20 protein-coding genes, 1 tRNA gene and 2 pseudogenes are annotated in these 23,024 nt (G+C 58.4%); 9 read left to right on the top strand and 14 right to left on the bottom strand.

Going from position 1 to position 23,024, the window contains the following annotated elements; translation table 11 throughout:
* Positions 1-167 precede the first annotated feature (167 nt).
* The 4 genes and pseudogenes from FPT15_RS16620 to FPT15_RS30370 all read left to right on the top strand — a co-directional run bounded on the left by FPT15_RS16620 (position 168) and on the right by FPT15_RS30370 (position 6,863).
* Positions 168-3,779: a transporter substrate-binding domain-containing protein gene (locus tag FPT15_RS16620; RefSeq protein ID WP_256676471.1), complete on the top strand. Its 3,612-nt coding sequence runs from the start codon at positions 168-170 to the stop codon at positions 3,777-3,779.
* A 108-nt stretch (positions 3,780-3,887) separates the two neighbouring features.
* Positions 3,888-5,093: an EAL domain-containing protein gene (locus FPT15_RS16615; protein WP_145162911.1), complete on the top strand. Its 1,206-nt coding sequence runs from the start codon at positions 3,888-3,890 to the stop codon at positions 5,091-5,093.
* Between the two features lie 144 nt (positions 5,094-5,237).
* Positions 5,238-6,008 (top strand): annotated as a pseudogene (locus FPT15_RS30375) (MCP four helix bundle domain-containing protein); the annotation flags it as partial.
* The gene (locus FPT15_RS30370; protein WP_372241481.1) at positions 6,000-6,863 is read left to right on the top strand and encodes a methyl-accepting chemotaxis protein; all 864 of its coding nucleotides are present in this window, start codon (positions 6,000-6,002) and stop codon (positions 6,861-6,863) included. The pseudogene FPT15_RS30375 and the gene FPT15_RS30370, both read left to right, overlap by 9 nt.
* A gap of 93 nt (positions 6,864-6,956) precedes the next feature.
* On the opposite strand, the gene FPT15_RS16605 is transcribed toward FPT15_RS30370, so the two are convergent.
* Positions 6,957-7,211 (bottom strand): hypothetical protein, encoded by a 255-nt coding sequence (locus FPT15_RS16605; protein ID WP_145162907.1) that lies wholly within the window; start codon positions 7,209-7,211, stop codon positions 6,957-6,959.
* A 274-nt stretch (positions 7,212-7,485) separates the two neighbouring features.
* On the opposite strand from FPT15_RS16605, the gene FPT15_RS16600 reads away from it, so the two are divergent.
* A complete protein-coding gene (locus FPT15_RS16600) occupies positions 7,486-8,712 on the top strand; it encodes an MFS transporter (RefSeq protein WP_145162905.1) in 1,227 nt (408 codons plus the stop codon).
* Positions 8,713-9,297: 585 nt separating this feature from the next.
* Here the strand turns inward: FPT15_RS16600 and FPT15_RS16590 are convergent.
* Positions 9,298-10,029 carry a DUF4225 domain-containing protein gene (locus FPT15_RS16590; RefSeq protein WP_372241478.1) on the bottom strand — a complete coding sequence of 244 codons (732 nt, stop codon included), beginning with the start codon at positions 10,027-10,029 and terminating at the stop codon, positions 9,298-9,300.
* Entirely contained in the window at positions 10,026-10,511 is a 486-nt protein-coding gene (locus tag FPT15_RS16585) for an Hcp family type VI secretion system effector (RefSeq protein ID WP_106577007.1), read from the bottom strand. Before FPT15_RS16585 ends, FPT15_RS16590 begins: the two co-directional genes overlap by 4 nt.
* Positions 10,512-10,777: 266 nt before the next feature.
* Between FPT15_RS16585 and FPT15_RS30055 the strand changes: the two are divergent.
* Positions 10,778-11,018, top strand: a pseudogene (locus tag FPT15_RS30055) (type II toxin-antitoxin system RelE/ParE family toxin); the annotation flags it as partial.
* A 74-nt stretch (positions 11,019-11,092) separates the two neighbouring features.
* On the opposite strand, the gene FPT15_RS16575 reads toward FPT15_RS30055, so the two are convergent.
* The 5 genes from FPT15_RS16575 to dapA all read right to left on the bottom strand — a co-directional run bounded on the left by FPT15_RS16575 (position 11,093) and on the right by dapA (position 14,781).
* A tRNA-Ser gene (locus tag FPT15_RS16575) sits at positions 11,093-11,182 on the bottom strand.
* A gap of 83 nt (positions 11,183-11,265) precedes the next feature.
* Positions 11,266-11,979 carry a phosphoribosylaminoimidazolesuccinocarboxamide synthase gene (gene purC, locus FPT15_RS16570; protein WP_016971341.1) on the bottom strand — a complete coding sequence of 238 codons (714 nt, stop codon included), beginning with the start codon at positions 11,977-11,979 and terminating at the stop codon, positions 11,266-11,268.
* Between the two features lie 27 nt (positions 11,980-12,006).
* Positions 12,007-12,765 (bottom strand): MBL fold metallo-hydrolase, encoded by a 759-nt coding sequence (locus tag FPT15_RS16565; RefSeq protein ID WP_119738968.1) that lies wholly within the window; start codon positions 12,763-12,765, stop codon positions 12,007-12,009.
* Positions 12,766-12,769: 4 nt separating this feature from the next.
* A complete protein-coding gene (gene bamC, locus FPT15_RS16560) occupies positions 12,770-13,885 on the bottom strand; it encodes an outer membrane protein assembly factor BamC (RefSeq protein WP_106577011.1) in 1,116 nt (371 codons plus the stop codon).
* A 17-nt stretch (positions 13,886-13,902) separates the two neighbouring features.
* The gene (gene dapA / locus FPT15_RS16555) at positions 13,903-14,781 is read right to left on the bottom strand and encodes a 4-hydroxy-tetrahydrodipicolinate synthase (RefSeq protein WP_106577012.1); all 879 of its coding nucleotides are present in this window, start codon (positions 14,779-14,781) and stop codon (positions 13,903-13,905) included.
* Positions 14,782-15,054: 273 nt separating this feature from the next.
* On the opposite strand from dapA, the gene FPT15_RS16550 reads away from it, so the two are divergent.
* Both FPT15_RS16550 and FPT15_RS16545 read left to right on the top strand, forming a co-directional pair.
* The gene (locus FPT15_RS16550; protein ID WP_003172487.1) at positions 15,055-15,615 is read left to right on the top strand and encodes a glycine cleavage system protein R; all 561 of its coding nucleotides are present in this window, start codon (positions 15,055-15,057) and stop codon (positions 15,613-15,615) included.
* Between the two features lie 14 nt (positions 15,616-15,629).
* The gene (locus tag FPT15_RS16545) at positions 15,630-16,103 is read left to right on the top strand and encodes a peroxiredoxin (protein ID WP_145162901.1); all 474 of its coding nucleotides are present in this window, start codon (positions 15,630-15,632) and stop codon (positions 16,101-16,103) included.
* Positions 16,104-16,139: 36 nt separating this feature from the next.
* On the opposite strand, the gene FPT15_RS16540 is transcribed toward FPT15_RS16545, so the two are convergent.
* Together FPT15_RS16540 and FPT15_RS16535 are read right to left on the bottom strand one after the other, a co-directional pair.
* Positions 16,140-17,210, bottom strand: a complete 1,071-nt coding sequence (locus tag FPT15_RS16540) for an AI-2E family transporter (RefSeq protein ID WP_145162899.1) — start codon at positions 17,208-17,210, stop codon at positions 16,140-16,142.
* Between the two features lie 31 nt (positions 17,211-17,241).
* Entirely contained in the window at positions 17,242-17,481 is a 240-nt protein-coding gene (locus tag FPT15_RS16535; RefSeq protein WP_010212198.1) for a sulfurtransferase TusA family protein, read from the bottom strand.
* A 95-nt stretch (positions 17,482-17,576) separates the two neighbouring features.
* Here FPT15_RS16535 and FPT15_RS16530 point away from each other — a divergent pair, with 95 nt between their 5' ends.
* Complete coding sequence (locus FPT15_RS16530; RefSeq protein WP_145162897.1) at positions 17,577-19,010, top strand: M48 family metalloprotease; 1,434 nt, start codon at positions 17,577-17,579, stop codon at positions 19,008-19,010.
* A 55-nt stretch (positions 19,011-19,065) separates the two neighbouring features.
* Here the strand turns inward: FPT15_RS16530 and FPT15_RS16525 are convergent, their stop codons facing one another.
* The 4 genes from FPT15_RS16525 to rpoE form a co-directional block, all read right to left on the bottom strand.
* Positions 19,066-20,505, bottom strand: coding sequence for a DegQ family serine endoprotease (locus FPT15_RS16525; RefSeq protein ID WP_145162895.1), 1,440 nt, complete (start codon positions 20,503-20,505; stop codon positions 19,066-19,068).
* A 234-nt stretch (positions 20,506-20,739) separates the two neighbouring features.
* A complete protein-coding gene (locus FPT15_RS16520; protein WP_145162893.1) occupies positions 20,740-21,702 on the bottom strand; it encodes a MucB/RseB C-terminal domain-containing protein in 963 nt (320 codons plus the stop codon).
* Positions 21,703-21,718: 16 nt separating this feature from the next.
* Positions 21,719-22,306, bottom strand: a complete 588-nt coding sequence (locus FPT15_RS16515; protein WP_003172479.1) for a sigma-E factor negative regulatory protein — start codon at positions 22,304-22,306, stop codon at positions 21,719-21,721.
* A gap of 32 nt (positions 22,307-22,338) precedes the next feature.
* Complete coding sequence (rpoE, locus tag FPT15_RS16510) at positions 22,339-22,920, bottom strand: RNA polymerase sigma factor RpoE (RefSeq protein WP_003172477.1); 582 nt, start codon at positions 22,918-22,920, stop codon at positions 22,339-22,341.
* Positions 22,921-23,024 lie beyond the last annotated feature (104 nt).

The following is a 23,024-nucleotide window of genomic DNA, read 5'->3' as shown; positions in this document are numbered from 1 at the left end:
TCCTCGGGAATTAGTCGGGCTTTGTCGGCAATAATGCCGACAATGTACCATAGTGCTTTAGTGCCACTACCCAATTCCGGACGAGCCACTCAGCGGGTGGACAATGGCGCTGTGTGCATAAAGCGCCGCGGTTGCGCCCTCTTTTCCACGCATTAAGGACCTTTGATTTGAAGTTGTTCGCAGCCCTGCTGGTGTTATGGGCGAGTGCTCACATGGCATGGGCGGCTGATTCGCCCGTCACGTTAACCGTGTTGGGCCGGTCCAGCGTGCAGGAGGGCCAAGCGCATTTGAGCCGCGCCGATCTGACGTGGCTGAGTACGCAAAAACAGCTGCGTGTCGGCACGTCCGAGCCCGACTATCCGCCCTTTGACATCACCAACCACAGCAACGAATTCGAGGGCATCAGTGCGGACTACCTGGCGCTAATCGGCCAACTGCTGTCGGTACAAATCCAGGTGCAGCGCTACCCCAACCGCAGTGCGGTTATCCAGGCGCTCAAACGCGGTGAGATCGACCTGCTGGCGTCGGCCAACGATTTTGAACGCGCAGACCCGGACCTTCGCCTGTCCGAACCCTACACCCTGGACCAGCCGACACTGGTGGCGCGCACCCATGATTCGCCGTTGGTCGATCCCACCCTGGCGGGTAAAACCGTGGCCATGGTCGAACACTATTTGCCGCTGAGTACGGTTCAGGCGTTCTATCCGCACGCGACGTTCAAGCTGTATCCCTCGATCCTCAACGCCGTAGGCGCAGTGGCTTTTTCCAAGGCTGACGTTTACCTGGGGGACTCGGTCAGCGCCAGTTACCTGATCAACAAGAGTTACTTGAATAACGTGCAGCTGGTGGATTTCTCGCGCATGGAAGTCAATAACTTCTCGTTCGCCGCCACTCGCCAGAACAGTGAACTCCTGCACCTGATCAATGCGGCGCTGCAAGCCATCCCCGCCAGTGAACAGATGGCCATTGCGCGCCGTTGGAATGCTGGCGGCGTGAGCATCTCGGGCACTCATCAGGTGCAGTTCAGCGTCGAGGAACAACGCTGGCTGGCACACCATCCGCGCCTGAAAGTGGTGGTCAATGAAGACTTTTTGCCTTTCACCTTTTTTGATGAGCACGACCGTTTCCGCGGCCTGAGTGCCGACGTGATGGCCAAAATCAGCCTCAGGACCGGGTTGAAATTCGACCCGCAAAAAGGCGGCTCGGTGGATGCGATGATTACCCGTGTCAACCACGGGGAGGCTGACATGCTGGCGGCATTGACCCCAAGCCTTGATCGCGAACAACGCGTCAGTTTCAGCCGGCCGTACCTGTCCACCCCGTTTGTGCTGGTCACGCGCAACCACGCCGACAGCTCGAACAACCTGCAGGATTTGTCGGGCAAACGCCTGGCGATCATCAAGGGCAACGCCAGCCGGGAGCTGATTGAACGGCAGTTTCCGCAGGTGCGGATTGTCGAAGCGCAAAGCCTCGCCGATGCGTTTTCAATGCTCGCCAAAGGCAGTGTCGAGGCCTGTGTCAGCACCCTGGTCAGCGCACGTTATCTGATTGCCCGAAACTACCCCGACCAATTGAAGATCAGCGCAACCGTCGGCGCCCGTGCTGCGCAGTTGGCGTTTGCGGTGGATCACTCCTCGCCGATATTGCTCTCGATCCTCAACAAGTCGCTGCTGAGCATCTCGCCTGAGGAAATGGACGAACTGACCAATCGCTGGCGCAGCCCGGTGGTGCTCGACGACAGCTATTGGAGCAAACACCGGGCGGCAATCCTGCAGGGCTTCGCGCTGGCGGCCGTGCTGCTGCTGAGTGCGTGTGTATGGATTGTGTTGCTGCGCCGCCAAGTGCTGCGCCGCAAGCTTGCCGAGCGGGCACTCAGTGCCAGGCTTGAATTCGATCGAGTGCTGATCAACGGCATGCCCCACCCTACTTATGTAAGGGATCGCCAGGCACGGTTGCTGATGTGCAACAAGGCTTATCGCGAGGTTTTTGGTGTTGAGGACGAGCGACAGTTGCTCGGCACCACCGTGATGCAAAGCCTGCTCTCCAGCCAGGAGCAGGCTCTGGAATATCACCGCGACTACCTCGCCGTCATGGACGCCGACGAACCCTTGCTGCGTGACCGGCAGATTGTCCTGCGCAGCGGCGAAGTACTCACCATCTATCACTGGATCCTGCCTTTTCGCGGCAGCGAAGGCCGTGTCGACGGCCTGATCGGTGGCTGGGTCGACGTCAGTGACCGCCAGCGCCTGGTTGAACAACTGCACGCCGCCAAGCAGGAAGCCGATAACGCCAACCGGGCCAAAACCACGTTTCTGGCGACCATCAGCCACGAGATCCGCACCCCGATGAACGCCGTGCTCGGCATGCTGGAAATGGCTGCGCGCAAGTCTGAACACGGCATTTTCGACCGCGCCGCCATCGATGTAGCGTCGGGCGCTGCCAAGGAATTACTGGCGCTGATCGGCGACGTACTCGACATTGCCCGCATCGAATCCGGCCGGCAAAGCCTGACGCTCGAGAGCGCAAACCCGCACCTGTTGTTGAACGCGGTGACGCGTGTGTTCGACGGCCTGGCGCGTGAAAAGGCCATCACGCTGACCTTGGAGAGTGATCCGGCGGTCAACCGCAATGTGCTGATGGATGCCCTGCGCTTCAAACAAATTATTGCCAACCTGTTGAGCAATGCGATCAAGTTCACCGCCGTGGGCGAAGTGCGCATCAGCGCCCACGCGCAACCGGCTGACGCCAACCAACCGATGCAGCTATCGGTGAGTATCGTGGACACCGGCGTGGGCATCTGCGCAGCCGATCAGCAGCAGTTGTTCGCGCCGTTCAGCCAGGCCGGCAATCAGCAGCAAGGCTCCGGCCTGGGGCTGGTCATCAGCCGGTCGTTGATCGAAATGATGGGCGGCAGCCTGGTGTTAACCAGCGCCCCCGGCAAAGGCACGCAGGTTACGGTCAAGCTCGATCTGCCCGCCGCAGACCTACCTTCGCCGCCGGCCGACGTGGCGCTGGAGATGACGCCGGGCCTGGCGCTAAGCGTATTGATCGTGGATGACTACGCCGCCAATCGCCTGGTGCTGTCACAACAACTGTCCTATTTGGGCCACGACGTTCAGCAAGCCAGCGACGGCGTCCAGGCCTTGGCCTTGTGGAACGCGCAGCCGTTCGATGTGGTGGTGACAGACTGCGACATGCCAGGCATGAACGGCTATCAATTGGCCCAGGCGATTCGCCAGGCGGAGCACTCCAGAGGCGAACCCGGTTGCTTGTTGCTGGGGTTCACCGCCAACGCCGTCGCCGAAGAAAAACAGCGCTGCCTGGAGGCCGGCATGGACGACTGCCTGTTCAAGCCCATCAGCCTGGAGCAACTGAGTGCACGGCTGCAGCCACTGCAAACCGAATACTTCGACAGCGAGGCGAGCACGGAGCTGACCCCCGCCTCACTCGAGGCCCATTTGAAAACGCTGGTTCCTGGCAAGTTATCGGCGCTGCAAACCGTGCGTGAAGAACTGCTGTCGAGCACCCTCGCCGACCTGCAACAGCTCACCGAGCTGCTGGCGTGCGACGACCGACAGCATTTGGCTCACGTGGCTCATCGGGTCAAAGGTGGGGCAAGGCTTATCCGCTACGAACAGCTGATCCTCACCTGCGAAAACCTTGAGGCCCACTGCGCGAATGGCGCAGAGCGAGCCGACCTGATTGCCTCGACCGCCGCCGTGCAAACGTGCATGCGGCAGTTGCTGGCGCTGCTGCAGGAGGACTCTGCGCAGGCGTAAGCGCCAACCCGCTTAAGAAATTTCTTGCAAAGACGTAAGGGGTTTCGCCATTAAAAGGCCACCCCCTTTTGGCAATCTAGCGTCTGAGAATTTCGATGAGCTATTCAGATGCCACTGTCCACCCTTCGCGTCCTGATCCTGGAGGACCAGCCAGTACAGCGCCGTTACGCCGTGATGCTCCTCGCTCATCTGGGCTGTACCCGCATTCTTGAAGCCTCTGGCGGCTGGGAGGCGCTGCAGTTGCTGGAAAGCAACGGGCCGGTAGACATCGCGTTCTGCGATATCTGCATGGAGGGCATGGACGGCATTACCTTCCTGCGCCGCGCAAGCCAACGGCACGCGCTGAAATCGGTGGTTATCACCAGCAGTATCGCGTTGGACTTGCGCCAAGCCATCAGTCATATGGCGACACTGCTCGGTCTGCGGGTACTCGGCCAGTTGTGCAAACCGCTGCACGAGCACGAGTTGAAAAGACTGGCAGGCAAGTACCTGGACGACGACTCGCACCCAGCCTGCCCGCTGCATATTGCCGGTGAGACCAACGAACATCAGGTGCTCAGCGCACTGGAGAACGGCGAGCTGGAGGTCTTCTATCAACCCAAATTCGACATCAGGACATTGCAGGTCACCTCCGTGGAGGCGCTCGCACGCTGGAATCATCCTGAGCGGGGCATCTTGGCGCCCGCGTCATTTATTCCGGTACTGGAACGCCACGGCCTGATGGACAGTTTGCTGTATCGCCAGATCGATCAATGCCTGACGCTGCGCAAGGAAGCACTGGCTTCTGAGGTGTCACTCACCTTCGCAGTGAATGTCAACGCGAGCCAATTTGCCAACCCGCAGATGAGTGCGCACGTGGCCCTGCTGCTCAAGCGCTTCGACGCGCCCGGTTGCAGCCTGTCGTTTGAAATGACCGAGACCGGCACGCTCGACCCAGGCTCCATCAGCCTGGAAAACATGGTGCGCCTACGCATGATGGGCTGCGGGTTGTCCATCGACGACTTCGGCGGCGGCTATTCGTCATTGCAGCGCCTGTGCAGCCTGCCGTTCAACGAAATAAAAATACAGGCCGAATTTATTCGCGACCTGTCTTCGGAGCCGCGCAGTCGTGCGGCGATCTCAAGCGTCTTGTCCCTGGCGCGCGAGCTGAACATTGGTGTGGTGATTGAAGGCATTGAAACCGTTGAACAGCGCGACATCCTGATAACCCTGGGCTGTGAAACCGGCCAGGGCTACCTGCTTGCTCGCCCAATGCCTGCACACACCCTGTTGCCATGGCTGATCGGCAGAAACGCCATCACGCAGCGCTTGTGATGACGCTCAACACCGGTCACCACCGCTGACTGGCGCCTTAGAAAACATTCAAACCAACGGAGGGGTGCAGCCGGTGCCTCCTGCGCTTTCGCGTGGACAACCGCAGGCTGCAACCGCTCTTTTTTCCTGTCACCGGGGGAGTTCATGAGTTTAAGAAAGATGAAAATAGCGTTGCGTTCGGCCTTTGGCTTCGGCCTGGTCGGGCTGCTCGTGGTATTGCTGGGCCTGTTCTCTTTGAGCCAGATGCGTGACATGGCTCGCCAGTCGGATGAAGTCGACAAAAACTGGCTGCCCAGCATCCTCGCCTTGGGCGACCTGCAAACCGCCGTGTCCGAGATCCGCGCCGCGACCTACCGGGTGATGCTGGTGGACAGCGCCGAGCAGGTAAAGGCCAGCCAGCGGGCTTTTTCGCAGCTGCGCGAACAGATTCAGGCCGACAACGCGCAGTACGCGAGCAAGCTCACAGTGGACGCCGAGCGAGTCACGTTCGAACGTTTTAAGTCGGCCCAGGAACAATACCTGCAGGTCCAGCAACAGGTATTGGCCCTGGCCGCCAACGGCGAACGCCCACAGGCTATCGCGCTGCTCAACGGCGAACTGATCGCTCTGGGCGACAAGCTTGGGACCGAGCTGGCGAACCTGCTGTCGATCAATATTCAGGAAGCCGACGACGCGGCCACGAGCTCCGACGCCACGTACCACGGCGCAGTGAAATGGGTATTCGTCGCCATGGCACTGGCGACATTCCTCACCGCACTGCTGGCCACGCTGTTTACCCGCAGCATCGTGCTGCCGTTGCATCAGGCGGTGCGTATCGCCGAGCAAGTGGCCAAGGGCGACCTGACCGTGTCGATTGTGGTGGACGGCAACGACGAGCCTGGGCAGTTGCTGCGTGCGCTGGAAACCATGCAGTCGGACCTTCGCGAAACCATCCACCAGATTACCGACTCGTCCAATCAACTGGCATCCGCGGCGGAAGAACTCTCGGCGGTCACTGAGGAATCCACACGGGCCTTGCACGAACAGAACGGTGAAATCGAACAGGCCGCCACAGCGGTCAACCAGATGACCGCTGCGGTGGATGAGGTCGCACGCAACGCCATCAGCACTGCCGACGCCTCCCAAGACGGAGATGCCATGGCAGGCAACGGTCGCAGCCACGTCATGGACACCGTGGAATCGATTTCTTTGCTGGCCGAGGAAGTGACGTCGGCGACCGAAGAAATCCAGAGCCTGGCCGACAGCGTTCAAGACATCACCAAAGTATTGGACGTGATCCGCGCCATTGCCGAACAAACCAACCTGCTGGCGCTGAACGCGGCCATCGAAGCCGCCCGCGCCGGCGAGGCCGGACGCGGTTTTGCCGTGGTGGCCGACGAAGTCCGGGCCCTGGCGCATCGAACCCAGCAGTCGACCCAGGAAATCGAGCAGATGGTCAGCGGGGTGCAGAAGGGTTCGACCCAGGCGGTATCGGTGATGCACAGCAGCAATGAACGCGCGCGCTCGACACTGACCGTGGCCCACTGTGCGGGCGAGTCGCTGGAGCGCATCACCCATGCAATCACGCGCATCACCGAAGGCAACCTGATCATCGCCAGCGCTTCCGAAGAGCAGGCGCAAGTGGCCCGGGAGGTGGATCGCAACCTGACGAATATCCGCGATCTGTCGGCCCAGACGGCCGCCGGGGCCAACCAGACCACCGCCGCCAGTCAGGAGCTTTCACGCCTGGCGGTTGACCTGAACACGATGATTGCAAAGTTCGTGGTTTAAGCCCGCCTCAAGCTGCTGGAACAAAACGCCGGAAACGAAAAATCCCTGTAGCGTGTTTAGCTACAGGGCTTGTGCCTTGGCGGCGTTGTTAACTCAGCTTCCGCGTTCCCTATTGGCCTGGGAGAGGACCGAGGCAGCGAGGGATTTGGTCTGGTCGCTGTATTTATCGCTCTGAAGCGCCTTCGCTGCTTTCTCCTCCATCTCGGCGCTCGTCTGCTTGTCTGTACTGCTCTGGGCCAAGGCCGACGCGGCAAGGCTTTTGGCAAGGGCCGAGGCGTTTGGATTATTGAGGGTTTGCGCCGCCAAAGTGGCCATCTTGCCGGAGGTTTTCTTGGTGTTTTTGCTCATGATGCAGGTCCTTTGCTGTGTGGGATTTCCTACCTGAAAATCGCTGGACCACGATAGTGAGTTGCAGAACGGGTCGCAACGCGCTGCCTGTAGGCAACGTTTGGGAAACCGGTACGAAAGGCGCAAGCGTGATGTAAGGCGTCTAATCGATTGCACTGATGGTTATTATCGAAACGCTCGCCTGTGTGATTGCCCAACCCGCTTCCTATAATCGCCTCCACTCTCCCTTCCCTTCGCCTGTTTCAGGCGACATGTCCCTATGGAACCCAACACCATGCCAAGCGCCAGCCCGGCCCCCAGCGGCCTTCCCGAACATAATCAACAGAGTGTCAAACAGCAGTGGCTGGCGATTCTCTCAGTCGCCGTGGGCGCCTTCGCCCTGGTGACCAGTGAGTTTCTGCCGGTGGGCGTACTCAACGACGTTGCCAGCGACCTCGGCATCAGCGCCGGCCACGCCGGCCTGATGGTGACCCTGCCCGGCATCATGGCCGCCCTCGCCGCGCCGTTGCTGTCTGTCAGCATTGGCGCCATGGACCGTCGTTACCTGCTGATCGGCCTGACGCTGATCATGATCATCGCCAACTCGGTAGTGGCCTACGCCAGCGATTTCAGCGTGCTGTTGTTCGGCCGCGTACTGCTGGGTATCAGCATCGGCGGCTTCTGGGCGACGGCAATCGCCCTAAGCGGACGCCTGGCACCCAAGGGAGTGGGCGTAGCAAAGGCCACGTCGATCATCATGATGGGAGTGACGCTGGCCACCGTACTTGGCGTGCCCGTTGGCACCTGGCTCAGTGGCCTGATGGGCTGGCGCATGACCTTTCTGGTGACCGCGCTGGTCGGCGTGCCGGTGTTGCTGGCGCAGGTCCTCCTGCTGCCACGCCTTACCCCGGAAAAAGCCATTGAGGTCCGCGACCTGCCGGCCTTGTTCATCAACCCACAAGCACGGGTCGGGTTGATCGCTGTGTTGCTGATCGGGCTGGCGCATTTTGCGGCTTACACCTATGTGGCGCCCTTCTTCAAAAACAGCTCCGGCTTTGACGGCCCGACGATTGGCTCACTGCTGCTGCTTTATGGTGTGGCCGGGGTGATGGGCAATGTCTTTGCCGGTTTCGCTGCCAACCGCAGCGTTCGTTATACCTTGCTGCTGGTCGCGCTGATGATCGGCACCAGCACCGCGCTGTTCCCCTACTTCGCCACCGGCATGACCGGCGCCGCGATGTTGATCGGGCTGTGGGGCTTCGCCTTCGGCGCCTTCCCGGCCTGCGCCAGTATCTGGATGTTTGTGGTGGCACCCAAGGATGTCGAACGCGGCATGCCCCTGTTTGTTGCCTTGTTCCAAGTGATCATTGCCTTGGGTTCATTCTTTGGCGGGCGGATCGTCGATCAGATGGGTAGCGCGGTGTTGTTGAGTTTGGCGACGGCGTTGGTCGGCTGTGGGTTTGTGACGGTGTTGGTACTGGGGCGCAATGTGAGCAACAGCTTGGTGGCCCAGCCCGGCTGACCATGGAGTAATGACGGAAAAGCCTGCTGGGCGTTGAGCTCAGCAGGCTTTTTTAGTTTCTGAGGTAGCGGATTATTGGGTGGGTGTACCTGTCGGGGAATTGCGCTCCAACACAGCTTCCACTAGCGCCTGGGTGTTCTCGTTCAATTAAGCGAGGTGCATGATCACCGGTGAGTGGATGTTGTCCGGGTCTTGTTGGCAAGGGTTGTTTCGATGCGAATAGCTGCGGGCAATAGGCTCGAATCCTTCTCAGTCGCTCAGACAAGCTGGATCAGAACGCATGCAAGCTAAGGGTTGCGCATTGTTTTGCTAGGAATACATATCCCCTGAAGAAGCCAACTAATGAAAGCAATCCATCGAACCAAATCGTTATGCTCCAGAAATTCCAAGGGTGAAGAAAAAAATAATAACGAGCCGTGGCGCGCCACACTAGACTGAGTTGCCCCCCACAGTAAAACACCAACAAGGCATATCCAAAACGACTTAACAGTAAAGTTATCACCAGAATAATGCTTACTGATTGAACGCCAAAATAAAAATCCTAAAAGAGAAATAAAAAAATAAATGGTAGTGATAAGAATCTGGTCAGCGCCCATTTTCTTTATACTCTTTATATAAGACATTTATGGTGCTTATATCAGCTGCAGCATCGAGTACCAAGGCGGCTTTACTTGCGTCGACGTATCCACGCTGGTAATCGGTTCGAACATAACGAAACAGACGCCAGGAGTCAGGCTTCAATACCAATCGACCTGCTCCATATGCTGACATCAATAAATCTGCGCCTCCGTACGCCATATTTCCTTCAAACTCACCACCGCCCATTGCTTTGGCAACTTCATGGTATCCCTTGCGTAACGGCCCTTGAGTGTCCGAGCGGCCCTCCCACAAATTTCGTCCCCCCTCATAGACGTTGTTGGCTCCGTGCGCGATCAGCGGTGCTCCAGCGACTAGGCATAGCGTGCCGAAGGACACGTAGCAAATGCCTGCCCCTGTCGCGAACTGCAGTGCACCGGCAATCACCCCGACACCTTTTTGTGCGACATCCCGTGCTTGCTCAAGCAGGCTTTTTTGTTCGCTTTCCAGCTCCCTCATACCCTGCACTGAGGACTTTTTACCCTGCTCCACATCGCGGACGATGCTTCTCGCGAAAAACGCTACCTCACGGTTGAACTGCAGTCGCAGAACTCCATCTTTGATATGCCGTGCGCTTACGGTACACGCCTGGTTAGCCAGAATGCTCCCAGCACGACTGACCTGCCAAAAATCGCAACTACCGAACCTGTCGCCATCCACTCTGTCCGTCAAGGGTTTCACTCATCGCCTCCCCAAGCGCTATAGCCTGTTGTGCCAGCAAGGTGGTGAGCCCACGTGATGCTCCGATAACGAATCGCTAAATGTTCCTGTGGTTCGGCATCGTTTTGTAAAATGACATGCGGCATATCCAGCGTCAGGTCTGTGATAACACCGCCTTCAATGGAGATTGAGTAAAACTTTTGCTGCTGCCCAAAAGAAGATATTCGATAAAAGTTAATCGTACATTCAATTTCCTCTCTACTTGAAAGCGCTTGAGCGAGTAAGGGTGACGATTTATCAACATTTTTTGTGAGCACAATTGGGCGATGCGTCGGCTTGTTCACGTTGCCAATATTGGCCATGTTATGGCTGTATGAGAGCACCATGATTTCATCTAAATGGCCCGGCTGACACTTATTACCTATCGATTCCTGACTTGAACAACCCGCTGAAATCAATCCTTGAACCTTACCGGTGATCGACATATAACCAGTGTTCGCCATGGGTAACCTTCTCGTACTCAATCAATCGGCTGAGTAGACTATTACAGCGATCAAGGCTGCACGTGTAGGACGCGTCCGGTTCTCAGAAAAATCTGAGACTTCTGATTTCAGCGCACTGTCGTCGTCATAAATGGCGTTGATCGCATCGGTAGGTCGGGGATTAGCCTTTTCACGATGTAACTACACGCTACGAAGAAGTTACTAATCTCTACCCTCAAACAGGATTGGGTGGCAGTTGTCCTCGGGTGTTCTGATGACCGAGGAAGATCAAGCCATTGAAGGACTGGCAAAAACTTGGCGATACCGTTCGTCAGTTGCTCACGCGTAAATACTGAAGATCTCCGGATTGACGCTAATCGCCTACATGGGATGCCTGATGGCTACAGCTCAAGCGACGCAGCAGCCAGGCTAATTTTTCAGGTGGCTGATCAGAAAATCACCGTCGCTGGAGCGGCCGTTGATAAACCAGATCGTGATCAGGTTTACCGGAAAGCAACTGAGCGATTGAGCCTGCGGCCGATTTGTCAGCCAACGCAAAAAAGCCCCGTAGCTTATTCAGCTACGGGGCTTTTTCTATGTAATGGCGGAGAGATAGGGATTCGAACCCTAGGTACCGGTGAAGGTACAACGGATTTCGAATCCGTCCCATTCGGCCACTCTGGCATCTCTCCAACGGCGCGCATCATAACAGTGTGTTTCGCGGAAGCAAACCCCAAAAGCGATTTTTTTCCGTGCTATCAGATGCTTGCGTCGATTAAAGCGGTACGCCGAGACGATTGGCGACTTCTTCGTAAGCTTCGATGACATCACCGAGGCCCTGGCGGAAGCGGTCTTTATCCATCTTCTTCTTGGTGTCTTTGTCCCACAGGCGGCAGCCGTCCGGGCTGAATTCGTCGCCCAGGACGATGGAGCCGTCGTGGAATACGCCGAATTCCAGCTTGAAGTCCACCAGCAGCAGGCCAGCGTCGTCGAACAGTTTGCTCAACACCTCGTTGACCTTCAGCGACAGTTCTTTCATGCGTGCCAGTTGCTCAGCGGTGCCCCAACCGAATGCCACGACGTGGGATTCGTTGATGAACGGGTCGCCCTTGGCGTCGTCCTTCAGGAACAGCTCAAACGTGTAAGGGTTGAGCTTGAGGCCCTCTTCCACGCCCAGACGCTTGACCAGGCTGCCGGCGGCGTAGTTACGCACGACGCATTCAACCGGAATCATGTCGAGCTTCTTGACCAGGCATTCGTTGTCGCCCAGCAGCTTGTCGAATTGGGTCGGAATGCCGGCCGCTTCAAGTTTCTGCATGATGAAGGCGTTGAACTTGTTGTTCACCATGCCTTTGCGGTCAAGCTGTTCGATGCGCTTGCCGTCGAACGCCGAGGTGTCGTTGCGAAACAGCAGGATCAGGCGGTTGGCGTCGTCGGTCTTGTACACCGACTTGGCTTTGCCGCGGTAGAGTTCTTCACGTTTTTCCATGATGGGCTCCGCTTGCTAAATGGTGGGCTAGGCGATGTGTCGCCAGTCGAGCCCTGAATCTTGATCGGCCAGTTGCAGCCAGTCCGGGTCGCACCCGAGGGTGTCGACAAAACATTGCCGGGCCAGCTGCGGCAGGTTGTTCTTGCTGCTCAGGTGGGCCAGGACCAAGTGCTGCAGGTCTTGCCAGCCCAACTCATACACCAGGTACGCCGCCTGGTGGTTATTCAAATGTCCCAGCTCGCCGCCCACCCGCTGCTTGAGGAAGTACGGATAATGACCGCGCGCCAGCAAGTCTCGACAGTGGTTGGACTCGATCATCAATGCATCGAGGTTGCGGTATCCGTCCAGCACCTTGGAACAGTAGGAACCCAGGTCGGTGAGCACGCCAAAACGTCGCTCCCCGTCGCTGAATACGTACTGCGTAGGCTCTTGGGCGTCATGCGCAACGGCAATCACATCGATGCTCAACGCACCAATCTGCAGCTGTTCGCCACCGGCCAGGAAACCTGCAGGTTCTATGGGTTTGCGCATCCCGCGCTGTGTGCCGCGACTCAGGTACACCGGAAGATTGTAGCGCCGAGACAGCAAACCCACGCCATGCACGTGGTCGGCATGTTCGTGGGTCACTAGAATCGCGCTCAGCTGCGCGGGGTGAACCCCCAGGCGCAGCAGGCGCCGCTCGGTTTCTTTTAACGAGAAACCACAATCCACCAGCACGTACGTGTCGTCGTGGGCGACCAGCGTGCCGTTCCCTTGGCTACCGCTGCCGAGAACGGCAAAACGCATTGGATCAGCCCAGGTTGTCCTGAATCACGCCCAACACTTTGCGCGCTGTTTCAGCCGGCGCAACGGTGTTGATGTTTTTCTCGACGGTGACTTGCACGCTTTCGCCCACTTTGCTCAAACGAATCTGGTAGCGCTCGGCGCGGGTTTCGACTTCTTCCTTGGTCGGCTTGCTGCCGAACAGTTTGCCGAAGAAACCTGGCTCGTCGTCTTTCTTCTCGGCTTTTTCAGCCACGTTGATGTAGTACAGACCCAAGCTACGGTTGATGTCTTCAACGCGCCATGGGCCTTTCTCCAACGCGCGGCCGACACTGGCCCAGGCGCGGTCGAGGTCTTCACCCAGGTTCAGCACCACGTTGCCGCTGCCGTCCTCGGTGAGGCTGACGCGGTTAGGCGTGTCGTAATCACGCGCAGCGAGAAGCGACACCGAACCGCCCTTCTCGGAGATACGGCTCATGCTGGCCAGCATCTCGTCGACCAGCGCGGCGTCCACGCCCATGTTGACCGAACGTGGGGTGAAATCGACAGCGGCGGTGCTGCCGGCAGGACGCTCGGCGCTGACCACGTAGACTTCACTGGTGTTGCGCTGCACGCCCGGCTCGATGCGCACACGCACACGGGCTTCGCTGTCGGCGGCTACACCGCCGGCCTGCAGGCGCTGGGCCATGTTGGCGGACAGTTCGCTGCTGCGCTGCCAGGCAGTGGTGAATTCACCGGTCTGCGGGCGTTGCTGGTCAATGCGAAAACCGTTGTCCTGGAAGAACTGCACAGCCACCGGCCAGACTTCGGCAGGTGGGCGCTGCGCGATAATCCAGCGGTTGTCGCCGCTCTTCTGCAGGCTGTAGTCGCTGGCGTCAGCCACGGCCGAGATCGGCTGTGGACGTGGCACCACGTATTCACCCTTGGTGGTGTCGTCGGCAACGTTTCGCGGGATAGGCAGCAACGGGTCAAGGCGCTTGGCGACATTGACGTCCGGCGGCAGTTGCATCGGTTTGGTTGCTTGTGCTTCCAGGTAATCGCTGCCGCGGTCACGGAAGTAACCATCCGGGCCCCAAATCCAACCGCAGCCACTGGTGCTGGAGATAATCAAGGCAAGTGCGGAAAGTCCGGCCAATCGCTTCATGCGTAGTGCTTCCTCAATTAAACCAGGACGCCGGACTGGCGCAGGGCCTGTCGCAGCGGTTCGTGACAGGCTTCGCTGAGCCGGGTGAGCGGCAGACGGATACCGTCCGGCATCAAGCCCATCTCAAACAGCGCCCATTTCACGGGAATAGGGTTGGATTCAATAAACAGTGTCTTGTTGAGCGGCATCAGCTTCTCGTGGATCGCGCGGGCGGTCACGGCATCACCGGCGATGGCGGCGGCGCACAATTCGCTCATGGCGCGCGGGGCGACGTTGGCGGTCACCGAGATGTTGCCTTTGCCCCCCAGCAGGATCAGCTCGACAGCCGTAGCGTCGTCACCGGAATACACAAGGAAGTCGCTGCTTACGCCGGCCAGGATGTCCTTGGCGCGCTGCAGGTCACCGGTGGCTTCTTTGATACCAATGATGTTCGGCACGGTGGACAGGCGGATCACGGTCTCGGCCTTCATGTCGCAGGCAGTGCGGCCGGGTACGTTGTAGAGGATCTGCGGGATATCAACGGCTTCGGCAATGGTGCGAAAGTGCTGGTACAGGCCTTCCTGGGTCGGCTTGTTGTAGTACGGGGTCACCAGCAGGCAGGCATCGGCGCCGGCTTTTTTGGCGTTTTTGGTCAGCTCGATCGCTTCACGCGTCGAGTTGGCGCCCGTACCGGCGATCACGGCGATACGGCCCGCGACGCGCTTGACCACGAATTCGATCACCTGAATGTGTTCTTCCACATCCAGTGTGGCCGACTCACCTGTGGTGCCGACCGCCACAATGGCGTTGGTGCCCTCTTGCAGGTGGAAGTCCACCAGTTTGCCCAGGCTATCCCAGTCGAGATGACCTTGTGCATCCATGGGTGTGACCAGTGCCACCATACTGCCCGCAATCATGCAACCGCTCCTGCCGGAAAAAGAGAGCCGTAATGGTACTGGCGCCAAGATGCTTGTACAAGCGAAGTACCGCCTGAGGATGCGTTCTGGGGCAACTAAACGATGGGCAATGCCATCATTGGCTCAAAGCGTGCCTTGAAGCACGCTGAAATCAGACCGATCACGCAATGAAAACGCCACCTCCTATCCCTTGGCGGCGGTTTTCGCTACCCTTCATCCTTTGATCGATACAGCCCTGACCGTATCGACCGCTCATCGTTTTAGGAAGGCTGCATGTCCACCCCCACAGTTCGCGAACAATTCCTTGTTATCAGTGCCCTCGGCGCCAACCCCATGGAGCTGACCAACGTCCTGTGCCGCGCCAGCCATGAAAACCGCTGCGCCGTCGTAACCTCCCGCCTCACGCGCCATGGCGAGTGCAGCGCGCTGGTGCTGCAGATTTCCGGCACCTGGGACGCCCTGGCGCGTCTGGAAACCGGCCTGCCGGGCCTGGCCAAGAAGCATGATTTCACCGTCAACGTAGTGCGCAGCGCCGCACTGGAAAACCGCCCGCAGGCTCTGCCTTATGTGGCATACGTCAGCTCGGCTTACCGTTCGGACATCGTCAACGAACTGTGCCAGTTCTTTATCGACCACAACGTCGAGCTCGAGAACCTGACCTGCGACACCTATCAGGCGCCACAGACCGGCGGCACCATGCTCAACGCCACGTTTACCGTGACCTTGCCGGCGGGCGTGCAGATCAGTTGGTTGCGTGACCAGTTCCTGGATTTCGCCGATGCCCTGAACCTCGACGCCTTGATCGAGCCATGGCGCCCACAGAACCCAATGTAAGGAAGTATCTATCCATGCCGGTAGTCATCGATAAACCCGTGGCCGATTTCGAAGCCCAGGCCACCAGCGGCCAGACTTTCAGCCTCGCAGCCCTCAAGGGCAAGCAAGTGGTGATCTACTTCTATCCGAAAGACAGCACGCCGGGCTGCACCACCGAAGGCCAGGGCTTTCGGGACCAGTACGCAGCGTTCAAGGCCGCCAACACCGAGGTGTTTGGCGTGTCGCGCGACAGCGTGAAGTCCCACGAAAACTTCAAGGCCAAGCAGGAATTTCCCTTCGAGCTGATCAGCGACAAGGACGAGGCGGTTTGCCAGTTGTTTGATGTGATCAAACTGAAGAAGCTTTACGGCAAGGAATACCTGGGCGTTGATCGCAGCACCTTCTTGATCGACAAGGACGGCGTGCTGCGTCAGGAATGGCGTGGCGTGAAAGTGCCAGGGCATGTGGACGCCGTTTTGGCGGCGGCGCAGGCGCTGAGCAAGGCTTGAATCGTTGGGGCGAACACCGGGTATTCGCCCCCATCGTTACAACAAAGGCGCCACCGCCGGTTCTTGCCGCGGCCACGCATCCAGTACGGCCTTGAACAGTGTCGCCAGGGGAATCGCAAAGAACACGCCCCAAAACCCCCACAGCCCGCCAAACAACAACACCGCGCAGATGATCGCAACCGGGTGCAGGTTGACAGCCTCCGAGAACAGCAACGGCACCAGTACGTTTCCGTCCAGGGTCTGGATAATGCCGTACACCGCCATCAGGTAGATGAACTGATCACTCCAACCCCACTGGAACAGCGCGATCAACATCACCGGCACCGTTACCACCACCGCGCCGACGTAGGGCACCACCACCGACACACCCACCAGCAACGCCAGCAATGCCGCGTAGTTCAGGCCGAGCGCGACGAAAGCGATGTAGGTGACGCCCCCGCAGATGACGATCTCAATGACCTTGCCGCGGATGTAATTGGCAATCTGCCGGTTCATTTCTTCCGCCACCCGGGTAATCAGCGCCCGCTCACGCGGCAGGTAACCGCTTACCCAGCGGCCGATCATCGCGCGGTCCTTGAGAAAGAAGAACACCAGGATCGGCACCAGCACCAGATAGATCATGATGTTGACCAGCAACGGCAGGCTCGACAGGGAAAAGGTCAGCGCCCATTGCCCGAACTTTCCGATCTCGCCGCGCGCCACTTCGATGGCCTGCAGCACCTGCTCGTCCGACACCAGGTGCGGATAGCGTTCCGGCAACAGCAGCAACAGCGATTGCCACTTGGCGAGCATGCCCGGCAACTCGTTGAATAACGTGATCATCTGATGCCACAGCAAGGGCAGCACCACCACGATGAACACCACCAACAACCCCATGAACAACGCAAACACCAACCCTACCGCGACCCCGCCCGGCAAACGCATACGCTCCAGCGTGGTGACCAGGCCTTGCATCAGGTACGCCAACACCATCCCGGCCAGCACCGGTGCCAACATGCCGCCCAAGGTGAGTACGGCGGTAAAGGCCAGGAACAGCAGGACCGCCAGCACCACGGCTTCTTCATCGGAGAAGTAGCGCTGAATCCAGTCTCGTAACACTTTGAACATCAATCAACCTCGGGCGGTAGGGGCAAACGGTTCAGGCCTTGCGCAACCAATAGCGGTATACACCGGCGGCGTCTTCTTCATGCAACAGGGTGTGGCCAGCCAACTTGGCAAACGTGCGGAAATCACGCTGGGAGCCTGCGTCCGTGGCGATCACCTTGAGCACTGCGCCGCTGGCCAATCGATTGAGTTCCAGCTTGGCCTTAAGCAACGGCAACGGGCAATTGAGGCCGCTGGCATCGAGTTCGGCATCAAAGGCTACAGCGTCGGTCATGGTTTTACTCCGGGCACGCGTTTGGGGTGCTTAGAATATCTGGTCCGAAGCTCAGTGTCCGGCTACAGTAAGCTCTTTGTCGAAAGGCTCTGTGCATGACTTTTTTGCGCCCTACCCTGCTGACGCTGGCCTGCCTGCTGGCCTCTCCGGGCTTCGCTGACGACCTGCCGTCACTTGGCGACGCCAGTTCTGCCATTGTCTCGCCACAACAGGAATACCAGTTGGGCCGTGCTTGGCTTGCCTACCTGCGCGGCCAGGTCTCGCAACTCAATGACCCACAACTCAAGGATTACGTGGAAACCAGTGTGTACAAGCTGGTGGAGACCAGTCAGGTCAATGACCGGCGCCTGGAGTTCATCCTGATCAACAGCCCACAACTCAACGCCTTTGCCGCCCCCGGTGGGATTGTCGGGGTCAACGGCGGTTTGTTCCTCAACGCGCAAACCGAAGGCGAATATGCTTCGGTACTCGCCCACGAATTGGCTCACTTGTCCCAGCGCCACTTCGCCCGCGGTGTGGAAGCGCAGTCGCGCATGCAGATCCCGATGATGGCCGCTTTGCTCGGCGGCATCATCGCTGCAGCAGCGGGCGCGGGTGATGCCGGCATTGCCGCGATTGCCGGCAGCCAGGCGGCAGCCATCCAGGAGCAACGTCGGTTCTCCCGTCAGAACGAACAAGAGGCTGACCGTATCGGCATTCTTAACCTGGAAAAAGCCGGTTACGACCCGCGCTCCATGCCGACCATGTTCGAACGGCTGATGCGTCAATATCGCTTCGACGCCAAGCCACCGGAGTTCCTGCTGACTCACCCGGTTACCGAATCACGGATCGCCGACACTCGTAACCGCGCCGAGCAAGCCAAACCCGGCGGCAAGGAAGACAGCCTGCGCTATCAACTGATTCGCGCGCGCGTGCAGTTGCAATACGAGGACACGCCCGGCCTTGCGGCCAAACGCTTTCAGGCGCAGTTGGACGAGAACCCTAAAAACGATGTGGCGCGCTATGGCCTGGCCATCGCCCAGATCAAGGGCACTCAACTCAAGGAAGCGCGGGAAACCCTGGCACCGCTGCTGGCCAAGGCGCCCAACGACATCACGTACAACCTGGCGCAAATCGAGCTGGACATCACCAACAACCGCTTGCCGGATGCCCAGCAACGCACTGACCGGATGCTCACCCAGTACCCCGGCAACTACCCGCTCAACCAGGTGCGCGTGGACTTGTTGCTTAAGCAGAACCGAACCGCCGATGCGGAGAAAGCGTTGGATGCGTTGCTCAAATCCCGTTCCGATGACCCCGACGTCTGGTACCAGGTCGCCGAGACACGCGGCCTGTCCGGCAACATCATTGGCTTGCATCAAGCCCGCGCCGAGTACTTTGCATTGGTAGGCGACTTCCAGCAGGCCATTCAGCAACTGGATTTTGCCAAGCGCCGGGCCGGCAACAACTTCCCGCTGTCGTCTCGTATCGACGCGCGCCAGCGTGAGCTGATCGAGCAGGAACGCTTGGTAAAAGGGATGATGAGCTAAATACATCGCCCACAAAAAAGCCCCGCTTTCGCGGGGCTTTTTATTGGCCTGGAAGTTACTCGGCCAGCTTGAAGGTAATGAAGCTCGCACGCCCTTGACGCAAGACACGCATCGACACCGAACGGTTCTTCGGCAGCGCCTTGGCGATGTCGGTGAACTGCTTGGTGGAGTCGATGGCCTGATTGTTCAGGTGAGTGATCACGTCACCTGGCTGCAGGCCAATCAGAGAGGCAGGGCCGTCCTGCACTTCCTTGATCACTACGCCGCTTTTAAGGTCGAAGCTTTTCTTCTGCTCATCAGTCAGCTCAGCCACGGCAATGCCCAGGCGATTGCTGCTGCGCTCGGCACCCGGTTTGGCGTTGCCCAGAGCGTCCAGGGTGGCGCCCTCTTCCGGGATCGCACCAACGGTCAGCTCAACGGTCTGGCGCTTGCCATCACGAATCACTTCCAGCTTGGCTTTGCTGCCGGCCTTGAGTGCACCGACCAAGTGCGGCAGGTCTGCCGACATGATGATCGGTTGGCCATTCATGCTCAGGATCACGTCACCGACTTGCAGGCCACCTTTGGCAGCCGGGCCGTCGTCCTGGATCTGGGCGACCAGGGCACCGGCCGGCTTATCGAGACCGAACGACTCAGCCAGGTCCTTGTTCACTTCCTGGATCACTACGCCCAACCAGCCACGGCTGACCTTGCCACCGCTCTTGAGCTGGTTGGAAACGTCCATGGCCACGTCAATCGGAATAGCAAAGGACACCCCCATGAAGCCACCGGAGCGGGTATAAATCTGCGAGTTGATCCCGACCACTTCGCCCGCCAGGTTGAACAGCGGACCGCCGGAGTTACCCGGGTTGATCGGCACGTCGGTCTGGATGAATGGCACGTAGTTTTCATTTGGCAGGCTGCGACCAATGGCACTGACGATGCCCTGGGTGACGGTATGGTCAAAGCCGAACGGTGAACCGATCGCTACTACCCACTGGCCGGCTTTCAGGTCCTGGGATTTACCCAGTTTGAGTACCGGCAAATCTTTGCCGTCGATTTTCAGCAAGGCCACGTCGGAACGTGGGTCGGTGCCGATCAGCTTGGCTTTCAACTCACTGCGATCAGCCAGGCGCACAAGAATCTCGTCGGCGTCGGCAATCACGTGGTTGTTGGTGAGGATGTAGCCGTCAGGCGAGATGATGAAGCCCGAGCCCAAGGACTGTGCCTCACGCTGGCCACCGCCGCCGCCACGGGGGGAACGCTGTTGCGGCATGCCACGCTCGAAGAACTCGCGCAGCATTGGCGGCAGGCCTTCCAGATCGGGCATCTGCTGGTTCGACACTTTGCGATCCGGCAGCTTTTGCGTGGTACTGATGTTCACCACGGCAGGCGAGGCCTGCTCCACCAGTTGGGTGAAGTCAGGCAATTCGGCCGCTTGCGCGGACACGGCCTGACCCAGCACCAGCACCGTGGCGACTATGGATAGGTAAGACTTCAAACGTGGTATCGACATACAGCTCCCGTTACGACGAGCAGGGTTGAGCGACAGGGTTCAAGAAACGCCGAAAAGTGCGACCGACATCTTTGTTCCGCGAACAAAACAAGGCCAGGGCCGACAAGCCCTGACCTATAAAAAACATGGGGATTTTTTGCAAGTGAAAATACTGATCCTGAAGTTTCATGCTTCCAGCCTCCAACCAAGCACAGGCTCACATTGAAAGGTCAGGATGAACATAGGATTAATGACTCACGGCTTTGCAGCAGCGGTTTTTTCACCGCGCACCGACAGCGCGATGCGTTCGGCAGTGCCGATGGGGATTTCGCCCACAACAGTCACCATCACTTCCCCCTCTACCGTGTTCAAGCGGCGCGATACGGCAACGGTCGGGCCCAGCTGAGTACGGGTTTCGCTCACGCTGGCGCCATCGGTCGACTCAAGAAACACCGAAAAACGTGCCAGCCCATCGTCGTACATCAGGCTATCGACGGTGGACTTGGTCTGGGTATCTTTGCGTGCAGTACTGCTGGTGAGCTGAAACCCCGGAGGCAGCCAATCCAAGTGCCACGCATGGGTGGCGGGGATTTCAGGCGCCTTGCTATTGGCAAGCGCGATAGGTGCGCAATCACCGCTGGGCTGCAAGTCTCGGTCAGAGAGCGCGACCGACGTGTTCAGTCGAGTGAACTGGAAACGCTCCAACAATTGTCCCTGTTCATTAAGTAACAAGGATTTGAGCGGCAACGCAGTTTGACGATCAAGGTGCAACTCGAAACCATACCGATACTGATCGCGCGGCGTGATCGAGATAATCACCGCATTTCGACCGGCTACGCGAGATTTGCCAATGACGGCCAATTCGTAGAGTTGAGTGAGTTTTTGCGGATCAAGGGCGCGCGATGGCGCTTCGGGCGAATTACCCAGGCCGGCAACCAGAGCGCCACTGACGCATTGGGTTCGACCGTCTACCCGCACCAATTCCTGAGCTGATCCGTCGAGTTGCAAGAGTCGCTCACGGACATGCCCGTCTTGAATACGGTGCCAGATATCGTGGGTAGAGAAACTGCCGTTGCGCTCGTAGACGAACGTACCTTCGAAGCTTTGCTGCTGCTCTGCACGCCCAAGTCGAGTCAGCCAGTCTTGGGCTTCGTCGGCATGGGCGGATAGTGCAAAACAACCACTGAGCAAAAGCGTAAGGAGCGGTATGGCGCGCATAGGGCTCCTTAACGGTTTAGCGGTTTTCCAGACTTGCTGCACGAGCGTATGGCAGAGCGCTTTCAGTGCCTTTCAAAGCCGATTCCTGTGCGTGTTGGCGCAGGTAGCCTGGAAGACGCTGATCCTGCCAGCCGGATTGCCCTTGAAGTACACCGTTAGCCATAGGGCCGGTGGTATCGGAGCTTTCCTTATAGCCGGCCAGCACTGCTGGACCTTTGACTTGCGGACCGGCCATGACCGGTTGCTGAGTCTGTTGGGCCAGTTCGGCACCGGCTATTTCGTCCTGGTTGTACAGGCGAACACCGGCCAGCACGGCAACAGTTACCGAAGCAGCTACTGCCAAACGACCCAGGCTACGCCATGGACCACGAGCAGCTTTTGCCGGAACGGCTTCATCAGCCAGCGCAGCAGAAACGGCCGCAGCAATATCCAGACGAGGGATTAGAAGATCCTTGTGCATCACCGCCCGAGCGACTTGGTAACGAGACCAGGTATCACGGGTTTCGGCATCATCAAATGCATTGAGCACTCGACGAAGTTCCAGTTCATCCGCTTCGTTATCCATCACTGCGGACAGCGATTCCTGCAGGGCATCACGACTCATGGCGGTTCCTCTCTTGGCTGTCGCCGCTGTCTTTAGTTTTCCTGCAACAACGGTTGCAAGGCTTTATCGATGGCTTCCCGGGCCCGGAAAATCCGTGACCTCACAGTCCCCACCGGACACTGCATGACGCTCGCAATGTCTTCGTAACTCAGACCATCGAATTCACGTAAAGTTAACGCCGTACGTAAATCTTCTGGAAGTTGCTGAATTGTGCGATGAACGGTGCCTTCGATCTCGTCGCGCAGCAATGCACGCTCCGGCGACTCGAGATCTTTGAGGCCGTGATCACCATCATAAAATTCTGCATCTTCTGAACTTACATCACTGTCTGGTGGGCGGCGGCCGCGAGACACCAGATAGTTCTTCGCCGTGTTAATGGCGATGCGGTATAGCCACGTATAAAACGCACTATCACCGCGGAAGTTGCCAAGTGCACGGTATGCCTTGATAAAGGCTTCCTGTGCAACGTCCTGCGCTTCATGGGTGTCGTGCACAAAACGCACGATCAACCCGAGAATTTTGTGCTGGTATTTCAGCACTAGCAGATCAAATGCTCGCTTGTCGCCGCGTTGAACGCGCTCGACCAGCTGCTGATCCTCTTCCTGGGTTAGCATGAACACTCCTCGTTGTACTTGGAGGAGGCTTGCATAACTAAACGATCAGGCTTGCAAACATAGACTCGGACTTTTCGCAAAAGTTCTCCCCCTCCAAGCAAGTT

Origin of the sequence: Pseudomonas sp. RGB, assembly GCF_007713445.1 — a bacterium.
GTDB lineage: Bacteria > Pseudomonadota > Gammaproteobacteria > Pseudomonadales > Pseudomonadaceae > Aquipseudomonas.
Note: the sequence above shows the minus strand (reverse complement) of the source record. Positions and strands in the feature narration are given on the sequence as shown.